The sequence below is a fragment of the Pyxidicoccus caerfyrddinensis genome, assembly GCF_010894405.1.
Taxonomy (GTDB): Bacteria; Myxococcota; Myxococcia; order Myxococcales; family Myxococcaceae; genus Myxococcus; species Myxococcus caerfyrddinensis.
On sequence record NZ_JAAIYA010000016.1, the window covers coordinates 42587 to 56307 of the forward strand.

At 69.7% G+C, this 13721-nt stretch carries 12 protein-coding genes; 5 read left to right on the plus strand and 7 right to left on the minus strand.

The annotated features are described in order from the left end of the window. Window positions 1-72: 72 nt before the first annotated feature. The 3 genes from G4D86_RS32510 to G4D86_RS32520 form a co-directional block, all read right to left on the minus strand. Entirely contained in the window at window positions 73-873 is an 801-nt protein-coding gene (locus G4D86_RS32510; RefSeq protein WP_163997981.1) for a carbohydrate-binding protein, read from the minus strand. 109 nt (window positions 874-982) lie between these two features. Further along, window positions 983-1567: a hypothetical protein gene (locus G4D86_RS32515; RefSeq protein WP_163997982.1), complete on the minus strand. Its 585-nt coding sequence runs from the start codon at window positions 1565-1567 to the stop codon at window positions 983-985. Continuing rightward, the gene (locus G4D86_RS32520) at window positions 1564-2058 is read right to left on the minus strand and encodes a hypothetical protein (RefSeq protein WP_163997983.1); all 495 of its coding nucleotides are present in this window, start codon (window positions 2056-2058) and stop codon (window positions 1564-1566) included. The genes G4D86_RS32515 and G4D86_RS32520 overlap by 4 nt, the downstream gene beginning before the upstream one ends. A 207-nt stretch (window positions 2059-2265) precedes the next feature. Between G4D86_RS32520 and G4D86_RS32525 the strand changes: the two genes are divergently transcribed. The 4 genes from G4D86_RS32525 to G4D86_RS32540 all read left to right on the plus strand — a co-directional run bounded on the left by G4D86_RS32525 (window position 2266) and on the right by G4D86_RS32540 (window position 6499). After that, window positions 2266-3981 (plus strand): dipeptidyl-peptidase 3 family protein, encoded by a 1716-nt coding sequence (locus G4D86_RS32525; RefSeq protein ID WP_163997984.1) that lies wholly within the window; start codon window positions 2266-2268, stop codon window positions 3979-3981. A gap of 77 nt (window positions 3982-4058) precedes the next feature. Further along, window positions 4059-4850 (plus strand): fatty acid desaturase, encoded by a 792-nt coding sequence (locus G4D86_RS32530; RefSeq protein WP_163997985.1) that lies wholly within the window; start codon window positions 4059-4061, stop codon window positions 4848-4850. Next, window positions 4847-5839: a protein-methionine-sulfoxide reductase catalytic subunit MsrP gene (msrP, locus tag G4D86_RS32535; RefSeq protein ID WP_163997986.1), complete on the plus strand. Its 993-nt coding sequence runs from the start codon at window positions 4847-4849 to the stop codon at window positions 5837-5839. Before G4D86_RS32530 ends, msrP begins: the two co-directional genes overlap by 4 nt. A 30-nt stretch (window positions 5840-5869) precedes the next feature. Beyond that, complete coding sequence (locus tag G4D86_RS32540) at window positions 5870-6499, plus strand: protein-methionine-sulfoxide reductase heme-binding subunit MsrQ (protein ID WP_163997987.1); 630 nt, start codon at window positions 5870-5872, stop codon at window positions 6497-6499. A 169-nt stretch (window positions 6500-6668) separates the two neighbouring features. Here the strand turns inward: G4D86_RS32540 and G4D86_RS32545 are convergent, their stop codons facing one another. The 4 genes from G4D86_RS32545 to G4D86_RS32560 form a co-directional block, all read right to left on the minus strand. After that, entirely contained in the window at window positions 6669-7151 is a 483-nt protein-coding gene (locus G4D86_RS32545) for a response regulator (RefSeq protein WP_163997988.1), read from the minus strand. Between the two features lie 85 nt (window positions 7152-7236). After that, window positions 7237-8475: a hypothetical protein gene (locus G4D86_RS32550; RefSeq protein ID WP_163997989.1), complete on the minus strand. Its 1239-nt coding sequence runs from the start codon at window positions 8473-8475 to the stop codon at window positions 7237-7239. Next, the gene (locus G4D86_RS32555) at window positions 8472-11003 is read right to left on the minus strand and encodes a TonB-dependent receptor domain-containing protein (protein ID WP_240360593.1); all 2532 of its coding nucleotides are present in this window, start codon (window positions 11001-11003) and stop codon (window positions 8472-8474) included. Before G4D86_RS32555 ends, G4D86_RS32550 begins: the two co-directional genes overlap by 4 nt. Further along, window positions 11000-12583, minus strand: coding sequence for a serine/threonine protein kinase (locus G4D86_RS32560; protein ID WP_163997990.1), 1584 nt, complete (start codon window positions 12581-12583; stop codon window positions 11000-11002). Before G4D86_RS32560 ends, G4D86_RS32555 begins: the two co-directional genes overlap by 4 nt. A gap of 264 nt (window positions 12584-12847) precedes the next feature. Here G4D86_RS32560 and G4D86_RS32565 point away from each other — a divergent pair, with 264 nt between their 5' ends. Continuing rightward, window positions 12848-13714 carry a cobalamin-binding protein gene (locus G4D86_RS32565; RefSeq protein ID WP_163997991.1) on the plus strand — a complete coding sequence of 289 codons (867 nt, stop codon included), beginning with the start codon at window positions 12848-12850 and terminating at the stop codon, window positions 13712-13714. The last annotated feature ends 7 nt before the right edge of the window (window positions 13715-13721 follow it).

Genomic DNA, 13721 nt, shown 5'->3' on the forward strand with positions numbered 1-13721 from the left:
CGAGGGCAGAAGTCCGGAGGCAGGCCGGCCAGCCAGGCCAGCGGACGCCTCCGGGTCTCCTCCCACCCGTGGCTACGGGGCGGCGTGGATGTGCTGGTAGTTGTAACCGAAGTTGCTGTCCCAGTACGTCTGCCCGTTCACCTCGTAGCGGACGTAGAAGAGCAGCACGTTTCCGGAGATGGCCGGGAGGTGGGCCTGCCAGCGCTCGACGCCCTGGACGTTGGGGCTCTGGATGTAGGCGTAGCCGTAGGTGTAGCCGCTGACGTACGAGGCGGCGGCCTCGTGCGAGGTGGCCCAGCCGTCCGTGGTGTACACCACCGTCAAGTTCTTCGCGTAGGCGAGGTTCTTCACGTCGACGCTGACGTCCAGGTCGCCATTGTCCCGCCAGAAGCTGGAGTCCACGAGGACGTTGGTGCGCAAGAGCGGCCCGTCATTCCGGCCGAGGAGGTAGTTGGCGCCGCCGTTGTTGTCCCAGTAGGAGGTGCCGCCCACCACGAAGCGCGCGACGAACTCCAGGTCGCGGCTGGGCTGCGGGTCGGTGCCCCAGCTCTGGTACTGCTTCGTCACCTTCCACACCTCGAAGCCATTGCCGGCGGGGCCCACGTAATAGGCGGGGAGCAGCACCCAGGAGCTGTCGGGCTGCTTCTGCTGGATGTAGACGAACTTCTCGTAGGCCAGGTTCTTCACCACCAGCGTGTAGGTGACGTCCTGCCAGGACTGGCCATAGCGGCTGCTCACTGTGCTGACGGCCTTGAGCAGGCGGACCTCGTCCGCGGCGAGGGCGGGGGTGGAGGTGAAGCCCAGGGCCAGCGCGGCCACGAGGGCCAGCAGGGCACGCCAGCGGGGCGCGGAAGCGGGGGTTGTCGTTGTCATGGCGGGGGTTCCTCGCGAGCCCGGCCTTGGCGCCGGGCACTGGGGGCCTGGGTCATCCAGGGCCCGCGCATGTTGGCAGCCCGCTCGACCTGCGTCGCGCCGCGTCTGGTCAAACCGTTTCGTTGGAATCTTCCAGCTCGCGGGCCAGCCTCGCCTCGTACCTCCGCACGCAGACGCCCACGAACCTCCGGAACCTCCGGATGCCGGGCACCGAGTGGATGGGTGTCAGGTCCACCATCTCCAGGCGGGGACGGAGCGCACCCACGAGCTTGCGAGGCTGTACGCCGAGCAACTCCGCCAGGACCTGGCGTGGCCTCATCCGGGCGCGCGCGAGTTGCTCCGGCGTGGGGGCGCGGCCGACGAGCTGGCGGATGAGTTCCGGGTCGCGGAAGAGCAACCCCTCCGGCGGCGTCCTCAGAAAAAACACTCGTAGCCGCGAGGCCAGTCCTGAGTGTTGCAGGAAACCGTAGACGCGGAGCTTGTCGCGCTCCCGTTGATTGGGGCCCGGACCTTTGGAGGGACCGATCACCAGGGCGATATCCAGTTCGTTCATCAGGCGTGAGCCGGCCTCGGTGACGGCACCGTCCCAACCCCCCCCGTTCTTCAGCCGGACTCTTCCCGCGAGCTCGGGCCCGAGCAGCTTCTTCAAGACGAGCACGGCGGTGTTGCTCGAAGTGATGACGTGCGGAATCACGAGAAATCCTCCTTCTGTAGCCGGTAGCTCAACGCCCCACGCTCGACTGCCTTGCGCCACTTGATGCGGAGGGCCGCTCGCATTCCGTGCTGAAGCGCCAGGTCGATGTCCGAGCCCTGCCACAGCAGGATGTTCCGGATGGGGTGGACGCTCACGGCTCCAACCAGCGACATCGAGAGCTGGCTGCTGCTGAAGAGAAGGCCCACGGCGGCACCGGGGCGACGCTGGAGCTGGAGCGCCAGCTTCGCGATGGCCGCGAAGCCGACGGACTCGGCGTGGTCCTTCGTCTCGACGATGCAGGCCAGTCCATCGGTGTAGATGGCCCCGTCCAACTGCTCGGTGTCATTGACGTAGGGCCACACGACCCTGGCTCGCTCCAACTGGAACGCGCGCAGCAGCATGAATTCGAGCGCCCTTCCGGGTGGCCAGTCCTCCAGCACCTCCCGGGCCTTCACCCGCTCCCACAACACGCGAATCTCGACCGGTCCCATCCCCTGCACCCTCCTCGCGTATTTCTTCTCGACCCCCACGCCACCACCTCCTGTATACAACCTGTGAGGTAGAGGAGTCTATGAGCTACCCCTGACATGCCATGGGCCCGTGGGCCGCCGGTCCAGGAGCAATCCCCCTGCCACCCATCCACCACTCGCCATACAGCGAACTGGGAGGGGGCGCGGCGTTGGAGTAGGGAAGGGGACATGAACCGTACCCTCCTGTCCCTCGTCGGCGCGGTGCTGCTGTCGGGCACCGCCTCCGCCGCGGAGAAGACCCCCGCGCGTGTCCCGGATGCCACCGAGCTGCAGCGCCAGACAGCGCGCTTCGCTCCCGTGGAGCTCAAGGTCGACCTCAAGGCCCTGCCCGACGCCGAGAAGCGCGCCCTGGGCAAGCTCGTCCAGGCCTCGAAGCTGCTCGACGTCCTCTTCCTGCGCCAGCGCTGGGCCGGCAACGAGACGCTCCTGCTCGACCTGCTCCACGACGACTCGCCCCTGGGCCGCGCGCGCCTGCACGCGTTCCTCCTCGACAAGGGCCCCTGGAGCAGCCTCGACGAGGCGCGCCCCTTCATCCCCGGCGTGCCGCCCAAGCCGGACTCCGCCAACTTCTACCCGGCCGGCGCCACCAAGGCCGAGGTGGAGGCGTGGATCAAGTCGCTCCCCGAGGCGCAGCAGCACGAGGCCACCGGCTTCTACACCACCATCCGCCGCGGCCCGGACGGCAAGTTCATCTCCGTCCCCTACAGCGTCGAGTACCAGGGCGAGCTGGCCCAGGCCGCCACGCTGCTGCGCGAGGCCGCCGCCCTCACGAAGCAGCCCACGCTCAAGGCCTTCCTCACCGCCCGCGCGGACGCCTTCCTGTCCAACGACTACTACGCCAGCGAGGTGGCCTGGATGCAGCTCGACGCCACCATCGAGCCCACCATCGGGCCCTACGAGGTCTACGAGGACAACTGGTTCAACTACAAGGCCGCCTTCGAGTCCTTCCTCGGCCTGCGCGACGAGGCCGAGTCCCAGAAGCTGGCGAAGTTCAGCGGCCAGCTCCAGGGCCTGGAGAACGAGCTCCCCATCGACGCGAAGCTGCGCAACCCGAAGCTCGGCGCGCTGGCGCCCATCCGCGTCGTCAACAGCCTCTTCTCCTCCGGTGACGCCAACCGCGGCGTCCAGACGGCCGCCTACAACCTCCCCAACGACGAGCGCGTGACGGAGAAGATGGGCTCCAAGCGCGTCATGCTGAAGAACGTCCAGGAGGCCAAGTTCGAGCGCGTGCTGCTGCCCATCGCCAAGGTGGCGCTCACCGCGAAGGACCAGCAGGACGTGTCCTTCGACGCCTTCTTCACGCACATCCTCATGCACGAGCTGATGCACGGCCTGGGCCCGCACAACATCACCGTGGAGGGAAAGCAGACCACGGTGCGCCAGGCGCTGCAGGTGGCCTCCAGCGCGCTCGAGGAGGCGAAGGCGGACATCTCCGGCCTGTGGGCGCTGCAGCAGCTGGTGGACAAGGGCGTCATCGACAAGTCGATGGAGCGCACCATGTACACGACGTTCCTCGCCTCCGCGTTCCGCTCCATCCGCTTCGGCGTGGACGAGGCGCACGGCAAGGGGATTGCGCTCCAGCTCAACCACTTCCTCGACACCGGCGCGGTGAAGGTGAACGCGGACGGCACCTTCGCGGTGGTGCCGGAGAAGATTCGCGCGTCCGTCACCTCGCTGACGAAGCAGCTCATGGAGGTGCAGGGGCGCGGCGACCGCAAGGCGGCCGAGCTGCTGCTGGCGAAGATGGGCGTGGTGCGCCCCTCCGTGCAGAAGGTGCTGGAGCGGCTCAAGGACGTGCCGGTGGACATCGAGCCGCGCTACGTCACCGCTGACGAGCTGGCGCGCGACGCGACCTCCGCGGCCGATACCGCCGTACGGAAGTAGCCACCGGCCGCCGTCCCGTCCGCCGCGCGCTGCTTTTCCATGCGCGATGGACGGGGCATGGCCAGTTAGCAGGTGAGATGCACCCTTCGGCCCGCCACTCCCGTCCGGCTCCGCCCGACCCCTGGGGCATCGTCCTCGCGCTGTGCATCCTCGGCGCGTGGGGCGGGCACCTCGTGTGGCTGTTCCTGGCGCCCGGGCTGCCGTGGGACGCCCCGCTCACCTGGCTGCATATCGCCCTGCAGGCCTGGCTGTGCACCGGCCTCTTCATCACCGGGCATGACGCCATGCACGGCACCGTGTCCCGCCATCGCTGGGTGAATGAGGCCGTGGGCACGCTCGCCTGCTTCCTCTTCGCGGGGCTGTCGTACCGCCGGCTCGTGGTGAACCACCGCGCGCACCATGAGCAACCGACGGGCCACGACGACCCGGACTTCTCCACGCGCACCCAGTCCTTCCTGCCGTGGCTGGGCACCTTCATGGTCCGCTACACCACGCTGCCGCAGCTGGGCGTCATGGCGGCCAAGTTCAACGTGTTCGTCTTCCTGGGTGTGTCGCAGCCGCGCATCTTCGGCTTCTGGGTGGTGCCCGCGCTGCTGGGCACGCTGCAGCTCTTCTACTTCGGCACGTACCTGCCGCACCGGCGCCCGGACACGCAGGACATGGCGCCCCACCACGCGCGCACCCAGCCGCGCAACCACCTGTGGGCCATGCTGTCCTGCTACTTCTTCGGCTACCACTGGGAGCACCACGAGTCCCCCGGCACGCCCTGGTGGCGGCTGTGGCGGATGAAGGACGCCCGGGCCCGCGAGGCCGCGCTGGACGCCCGTGGTAACCGAAGGGGCGGGTCAGCCGTTATACAGGGGCCATGAGCGACAAGCCGCCCGCCGAGCCCCCCAGCTCCGAAGTCACGCCCGAGGCGCTCTACCTGCGCCGCCGCGAGTTCCTGAAGAACACCGGCCTCTTCGCTGGCACGGCCGCCGCCGTCGCCGGGGGCCTGTACCTCCTGGGCCGCAAGCAGACGCGGCCCATGGACGCCTTCGTCCCGGACGCGGGCCTGCTGGATTTGCCGGTGGCGAAGGCGAAGGGCCCGTACGACACCGACGAGCCGCGCACGTCGTACGAGGACGTCACCACGTACAACAACTTCTACGAGTTCGGCCTCGACAAGAACGACCCGGCCCGCTTCGCGCACTCGCTCAAGCCCCGGCCGTGGACGGTCGTCATCGACGGCGAGGTCCACAAGCCGCAGACGGTGGACATTGACCAGCTCACCTCCTGGTTCCCGCTGGAGGAGCGCATCTACCGGATGCGCTGCGTGGAGGCCTGGTCCATGGTGATTCCGTGGCTGGGCTTCCCGCTGGGGGAATTGCTCAAGCGCGTGGAGCCCACGAGCCAGGCGAAGTACGTGGCCTTCACCACGCTGCAGGACCCGGAGCAGATGCCCGGCCAGAAGCGCGGCACGCTGGACTGGCCCTACGTGGAGGGCCTGCGCCTGGATGAAGCGCAGCACCCGCTGACGCTGATGGCGGTGGGGCTCTACGGGCGGCAATTGCCCAACCAGAACGGGGCGCCGATGCGACTGGTGGTGCCCTGGAAGTACGGCTTCAAGGGCATCAAATCCATCGTCCGCATCTCCCTCACCCGCGAGGAGCCGCCCACCACCTGGAACCTCGCCGCGCCGGGCGAGTACGGCTTCTACGCCAACGTGAATCCCGCCGTGTCCCACCCGCGCTGGAGCCAGGCCTCGGAGCGCCGCATCGGCGGGGACCTCGAGCGCCGTCCCACGCTGCCCTTCAACGGCTACGCGGAGCAGGTGGCGCACCTCTACGCGGGCATGGACCTGCGGAAGAACTTCTGAGCCGTTGCCGAGCCCCAGCGAGCCCCATTCATGGCCTCACCTCCGCACCCCTGGCTCAACCCCGCCCTCACCGTGGGCGGCCTCGCTCCGCTGATGATGCTGGCCGTGCAGGGCCCTCGCGGGGATTTGGGCCCCAACGCAGTGGAGGCCGCGCTCAACCAGACGGGCCTCTTCGCGCTGGTGCTGCTGACGGCGTCGCTGGCCTGCACGCCGCTGCGGCTCGTCTTCAAGTGGACGTGGCCCGCGCGCATCCGCCGCACGCTGGGCCTCTTGGCCTTTACCTATGCGGCGTCGCACTTCCTCGTGTACGCGGTGCTGGATCAGGGGCTGAAGCTCGGCGCAATCCTGGAGGACATCGGCAAGCGCCCCTTCATCACCGTGGGCTTCACCGCCCTGATGCTGCTGGTGCCGCTGGCCGTGACGTCCACCAACGCGTGGGTGCGCCGCCTGGGCTTCCCCCGCTGGCAGCGCCTGCACAGGCTGGCCTACGTGGCCGCCGTGCTGGGCGTGGTGCACTTCGTCTGGCGCGTGAAGAAAGACCTCACGGAGCCGCTGCTGTACGCCGCCGTGTTGGCGCTCCTCTTCGCAGTGCGCGGAGCGGAGGCGATGCGCAAGCGCCGGGCCCGTGCCGCGGTGGCGGCCCGGAGCGCGGCGTCGTAGCGGCGGGCTCGGAGGCAATGCGCAAACGCCGGGCCCGTGCCGCTGTCTGTCGCGACCCGAAGCCCGGCGTCCTGGCCGCTGTGGTGTGGAGGCGGAAAAGAGAACGCCGGACCCCCTGCCGCGTCGGCGGCTCGGAGCCCGGCGTTTCGAGCCGCTGGCGCGGCGGGGACTACTTGCGCGGCAGCGGGAGGATGGTGTCCACCAGCGTCATCAGCTGCGCGCAGCTCACCGGCTTGCGGACGAAGGCGCTGATGCCGGCCTTCTGACCGAGGGCGCGGACCTCCGCCACGTTCGGGTCGCCGGTCATCATCAGGATGGGGACCTTGGACAGCTTCGCGTTGGTGCTCGCGCGAATCTGCGCCGCGAAGTCCGCGCCGTTCATCCCGTCCATGTGGAAGTCGGTGAGGATGAGGTCCACCGGGCCTGACTCGGCCACCTTCAGTCCCTCTTCGGCGGACTCCGCCTCCAGGAACTCGAAGTTGCGGGCCATCAGGTAGATCTTCAGCAGCGTCCGGATGGAGCGGCTGTCGTCCACCAGGAGGACGCGCTGGGGCGCGGCGCCAGCGGCCGGACGAGTCCCCAGAGGTCGGGTCGTCTCCGTCGTGGAGCGGTTGGGTACGGGCTCTGGAGAGGGGAGGGTTCCGGCCTTCATCGGATCATCAACCTCAGGTGGGGCTGTTCCCCTGGAAACTTTGTCATGTTGACGGAAGGACAGGCCGAAGTCAAAGCCGGGAAGCTCATGGGACTTCCAGGACGAAGGCCTGACTCTCCTCTGCGGGAAGTCCTACGCCAGAGGCGATGACCGGGTCCAGTTCGTTGGGTACCCGCCATGTCTGGCCGGTGGATTGGATCAGAACCAGGGTGTAGCGCCCCTTGGGAAGCTCCTTGAGGGGGGCGGGCGCCGCGGCATTCGCAGCGTCCAGGGCCAGCGGACGCACCGCTACCTGCAATTCCTGAATCACGGCGGGCGTCATGCGCGGGTTGCCCTGCTCATCCGTGAGGGCGGCAATGGGTCCATCCGGAACCAGGCCGGCGGCGAGCACCACGAGGCACGGCTTGCCGTCCAGGGTGCTGTCCGCGTGGAGGCAGGACAGGCTGCCGGCGTCGAGCACACCGTTGCGGTCCAGGTCGTTCTCCTCCAGCAGGGGGCCGTGCCCGGTGCCATCCAGTTTGCGCACCACCACGCGCGGCCAGAGGTCCGGCACGCCGTCCTTGTTGGCGTCGTCCGGCATGCCGTCGCGGTTGGCGTCCACGTAGCTGACCATGAAGCCAGGCGGGCGCTGGTCCACCACATTGCCCTGGAGTGTCATGCGCTGTAGGCGCAGCACCTTCGTGCTGGAGCCCATCATCCGGTCGCCCAGCACCTGGAAGGCGGGCCTGTCCAGCGGCACCCGGGCCGAGTCGGCGAAGCTCACCGAGACGCCGGTGAGGGGCTGGGGCAGGCCGTCCGCGTCCGCCGTGACTTCCAGCGTGAGGGGCACGCCCGTGCTGGGGTCCACCGCTGCGCCGCCCACGTCGCCCTCGTTGGGCTCGCTGGTGACGCCGTACCAGGGGTTGAAGTCCGGGCGGTGGCAGGGCTGCGTCGCGGTGGCGCCGCAGGTGTCCGCGTCGATGAAGCCGCGCAGCGTGTAGCGCCCCGCCGGCACCAGGCTGAAGGTGAAGGGCGCGGTGAAGGGGCCGGGCAGGTTGCCCCCCAGCGCGGGGCCGAAGAGCTGCTCCGAGGGGATGACGGTGAAGGCGATGGGGCGGCCCGTGCCCTGCGGCGGGGGCGGCCGGTCCGCGTCGTAGAGGAACACGATGGCGTTGCCCCGCGCGCGGGACTGCACCACGAGGTTGCCCTCGATGCGGGCGGTGTGGGTGTTCTGGCGGCCGTCCGCGGTGGGGACGATGGGCGGCGCCTCGCAGCCCAGGCCGATGATGGAGGTGAGGGCGAGGCCGCCGAGGGCCTTCGTCCAGGACAAGGTGGGGCGGCTCATGGAGTCACCGTCAGCGTCGCATAGACGCGCCGCTCGATGCGATTGCCGAAGGGGTGCTGCGAGTGCGCGCCGGCCAGGTGGCTGCCCACCAGGGCCACGTCCACGGTGTCCTTCACGGCCTGGTAGCCCACGCGCGCGTTGACCACGGTGTAGGCCGTCAGCGGGTTGGACAGCAGCTGGATGCTCGTGGGGTCCGCCGCGGCGGGCTCGCGCTCGATCCAGGTGGTGGACGAGGTGAAGGCCGCGTCCACGCCGAACTCCAGGTCCGCCCTGGTGCGGTAGGTGACGCCGCCGTACAGCTTGAACTGCGGCGCCTGGCTGCACGGGCCGCACTGGGCCTTCTCATCGCGGTCCGACGTCACGTTCTGGAAGGCGGCGCTCGCCTTGAGACCGAGGCCGTCCACCGGGGCCATGTTGGCGCCCACCTCCATGCCGCGCGCGGTGTAGACGGAGTCCTCGTTCTGGAAGAACGAGCGGCCGAGCAGGTACGAGCCGGTGCCCGCGTCGTAGGACTCACCCGCGGGCAGCCGCTGCACGGCGGACAGGCCGATGAGGTCCCTCACCGTGTTCTGGTAGAGGGCCACGTCCCAGTCCACGCCCAGCGTCGGGGCCTCGCCGCGCCAGCCCAGCTCGAAGGCGGTGAGGCGCTCGGCGCGCAGTTGTGTGCTGCCGGTGGTGAGCGCGCTGGCGCCGTTGACGCCCGGCACGGGCACGGGGATGCGGGTGTAGGACTCCAGGAACGTCGGCTCGCGGAAGGCGGACGCCGCGCTGGCGCGGAAGGCCTGGCCCTCGAAGGGGATGAACAGCGCGGAGATGCGCGGCGAGTGCGCCAAGCCCGGGGTGCCGTTGTCCAGCAGCGGGTGCCGGTCCACGCGGTAGCTGGCCACGAGCCGCAAGGGCTCCACCAGCCGCCACTCGTCCTGCACGAAGGCGGCGGCATGCACCTCCTCGCGCAGCGGGCCCAGGTAGTTCCAGCCCACGCGCTTGAGGCGGCCCTCCACGCCCACGTTGAGCTGGTGCTCGCCGCCCAGGTGGAAGGCGCGCGCGAAGAGCAGCTCCGCGTTGAACAGGTTGGAGCTGATGGTGGTGCCCAGCGAGCGCTGACCGATGGCCTCGTACTGCGGCCCCGCGTCACCGGAGATGTGGTTCCAGAACGTCTTCAGCTTGAGCGGCCCCAGCTCCACGTCGCCCTTGGCGTACGCGTTGAGGCCGTCCATGAAGTAGTTGCGGAGCAGGCCCAGCGGATAGATTTCCGTGGTGTAGCGGTGCACGCCGCCGGACAGGCCCACCTTGCGGTCGTCCGCGAAGGTGTAGATGGCGGACAGCGTGCCGCGCGCGCCGCGCATGCCGATGTCCGGGTCCGGGTCCTTCAGCTCCATGTCCGGCCGGCCGCTGGCGAAGTCGCGGCTCCACTTGTCCGCCTGCGAGTACGCCACCGCCGCGCGGTAGCTCAGCGCACCCGACTTGCCGTGGCTGAGGAACGAACCCGCCACGGAGTGACCGGTGCCACCGGTGGCGGAGAAGCGCGCGCGGGGGCCGGTGCCGGGGGCCTGGGTGATGATGTTGATGACGCCCAGCATGGCGTTGGCGCCGTACAGCGCGCTGCCCGGGCCGCGGATGACCTCGATGCGCTCGATTTCCTCCAGGCCGATGGGGATGGTGGACCAGAGCGTCAGGCCGAGGAAGTCCTGGTACTCGGTGCGGCCGTCCACCAGCACCAGCACCTTGTTGGCGATGCGCTGGTTGAAGCCGCGCAGGGACACGTTGGCGCTGCCCACGCCCAGCGACATGACGTCCGCGCCCGGCACGCGCCGCAAGAGGTCCGGCAGGTTGGTGGCGCCGGACAGGCGGATGTCCTCGGCGGTGATGACGGTGGTGGCGTTGGGCGCCTCCAGCGAGGACTGGGCACGGCGGCTCGCCGTCACCACGCGCTCCTCGTACGGCACCGCGCCCTCGTCGGCGGCGGAGGCGGTGGCGTCGACGCTGCCCACCGGGCCCGAGGCCACGGCGGTGGGGGCAGGGGCCGCGGCGGGAGTGCCGCCCGTGGGCATGGACTCGGCGCGCTCAATCGCCTTCTCCAGCCGCTCCAGGAGCACGCCCAGCTGCTGCTGCGCCTGGATGCTGGCGGGCGGCGGGGGCATGGGCAGCGCGGACTTGTCGTCCGGCGTGGTGGAGGCGGTGGCGTCGCCGGTCTTCAGCTTCTGCTCGAGGACGGCGATGGTGGTGGTCACCGTCGCCGCGTCCGGCGGGTTGCTGGCGAGGTAGCGCTGGTACGCGTCCAGCGCCTCGGTGAGCCGGCCGGCGTCGTGGTACGCGCGGGCGATGTTGTAGAGGACGTTGGGGTGCGGCTTGATGGCGTAGGCGGCTTCCAGCTCGGAGATGCCCTCGTCGAACTGCTTCTGGGCAATCAGGCTCATTCCGTTGCGGAAGTGGCGGCGTGCCTCCAGGCGGGCATCCGCCAGGGCCTCACTCGCGCAGAGACACAACGCGAGGAGGCCCGCACGTTTCAGGGCTGAGGGGGTTTTCACTGGTACGGGTCGTCCTTGTAGGTCGACGAGCCGGAAGCCTTGCCGGGCTTGGTGCTCGCCTTCTTCTTGGGCTGGAGCTTCTGGAGGAAGCGCGCCTCGGGGCCTTCACCCTCGGCGGTGACCTTGATGGGCTGGTAGCCCGCGAGGTTGAAGGTCAGCTCCGCGCTGGCCTTGCCGCCGTCGCTCGGTGGCACCTCAAGGTTCAGGGGCGTCTCGCCCACGTCCTTGCCACGGTACGTCACGCGCGCGCCGCTCGGCTCGCTGGAGATCAGGAATCGCACCGGCTTGACGGAGAGCTCCGCCAGCGCCAGCTCCTCGTCGTCGGCGCCGAGCGTGGTGGAGGGAGCCGTGGCCGCCGAGGGCCGCGCGGGGTTGGGGGCTTCCGACGACGGGGGCAGCGCCGCCAGGTCGGAGGGCGAGAGCGGCTGCGGGGTGGGGGTGCGCAGGGCGATGAAGGCGGCCCCGCCGGCGCCCAGCAGCAGCGAGCCCACGAACAGACCGATGGCCAGCGGGCGCCGGCTCGGGCTCGGCTTGGGCTCCTCCTCCACGGAGATGTCCAGCGCCATGGTGCTGGGGCCGGAGCCGGTGGAGCTGATGGGGCCGCTGATGGGGCCGCTGCCGGTGCCCGTCAGGCGCGAGCCGCTGAAGACGCCGCTGACGCCAACGGACGAGGCCACGCGGCGCATGGCGTCCATCACCTCGTCCATGGACTGGTAGCGCTCCACCGGCACCTTGGCGAGGCACTTCATCACCAGCGCCTCCACCTCGGCGGGCACGCCGTGGCTGGGCCAGATGGAGCCGAAGGAGGGCGGTGGCTCGTTGATGTGCTTCACGATGACGTCGATGCTCTGCGACGCGAGGAAGGGCGGGCGGCCCATCAGCATCTGATAGAGCACCACGCCCATGCTGTACACGTCGCTGCGCGGGTCGGCGACGTTGCGCGCCTGCTCCGGCGCCATGTACTGCGGCGAGCCGAGGATGATGCCGGCCTGGGTGAGCGACGTGTCCTGTTGAAGGGCCGCGTCGCCGATGAAGGACTTCACGAGGCCGAAGTCCAGCACCTTCACCACGTCATGGTCCGTCTCCTGGTTGAGGACCATGACGTTGGCGGGCTTGAGGTCGCGGTGGATGAGGCCGACCTTGTGGGCCTCGCGCAGCGAGCGGGCAATCTGCTGCGTGATGTTGAGCGCGCGCGCCCACGGCAGCGGGCCCACCTGGGTGAGGAGCTGGCCGAGCGTCAGCCCCTCCAGGTACTCCATGGCGATGTAGTAGATGCCGTCGTCCGTCTTGCCGTAGTCGATGACGGTGACGGTGTTCGGGTGGCGCAGCTTCGCGGTGACGCTGGCTTCCAGGAAGAAGCGCTTCTGGAACCCCGGGTCCTTGCCCTCGCCATACTGTGGGTTGAGGACCTTGAGGGCGACCAGCCGGTCCAGCGGTGCCTGGATGGCCTTGTACACGCGGCCCATGCCGCCGGCACCGAGGGTCTCCAGGATTCGGAAGCGCTCGTTGAGGACCCTGCCGAGCAGCGGATCCTCCAGCTCGGGCGGGGCGCCATTCGTCGGGGCGTTGCTTTCGATCATGGTTGCCCCCGCCGACCGGGAAGGCACGCGACGCTCCGGTCGTACATGCCCGTCGATGCTAGCACCGCAATCGTCCACTGCCCAAGCGACCTGCCGGGTTGGCGCAGTGCGGCAAGGGCCGAGATTCCGGCCTGGGAGGCGCAAAGTCGGGCAGCGGACACCCCGTGGGTGAGGTGCGCGGGGAGACGTGGCTCGGGACTGGAGCCTGCCTGCCTGTCCGCCTGCTTACGGACGCACTGGAACGGGCACGTTAGGGTGCCCTCCATGAATGCGCGATTGTCCGAGCTGCTCTCCTCCGCGCCGCCATATCCCCGACGGGTGGTGTGCATGACGGAGGAAACGACGGAGGTGCTCTACCGTATTGGCGCCGGGGACCTGGTGGTGGGCGTGTCCGGCTTCACGGTGCGGCCTCCGGAGGCGCGCAAGAAGCCGCGCGTGTCCTCGTTCCTGGACGCGAACTTCGAGCGCATCCTCGACCTGAAGCCGGACCTGGTGCTGGGGTTCTCGGACCTGCAGGCGGACATCGGCCGCGAGCTGTGCAAGCGCGGCGTGCCCGTGTACCTGTTCAACCAGCGCTCCATCGCGGAGATATTGCAGACGGTGCGGCTGACGGGCGCGCTGGTGGGCCGGGCGGAGGACGCGGCGCGGCTGGCGGAGGAGCTGACGGCGAACCTGGAGCGTCATGCGGAAGCCGCGGACCGGCTGCCGCGCCGGCCACGCATCTTCTTCGAGGAGTGGCACGAGCCGCTCATCTCCGGCATCCGCTGGGTGTCCGAGCTGGTGGAGTTGGTGGGCGGCGAGGACGTGTGCCGCGAGTCGCGCGCGTCGCACGGCGCGAAGGGGCGCATCTTCGAGCCGGAGGAGGTGGCGAAGCGCAACCCGGACGCCGTCATCGCGAGCTGGTGCGGGCGCAAGGCGAAGCGGGAGAAGATTGCCTCCCGCCCGGGCTGGGCGGAGGTGACGGCGGTGGTGGAGGACCAGCTCTACGAGGTGAAGAGCAGCCTCATCCTCCAGCCGGGGCCGGCCGCGCTGTCGGACGGCGTGGCGCAGCTCGCGCGAATCGTGGCGGCGGTGGCGCGCGGTGAGAGGCTGGCGGCGCCGCGGAAGGGAGATTTGCGGGCCGCGGCGTGAAGTCCGC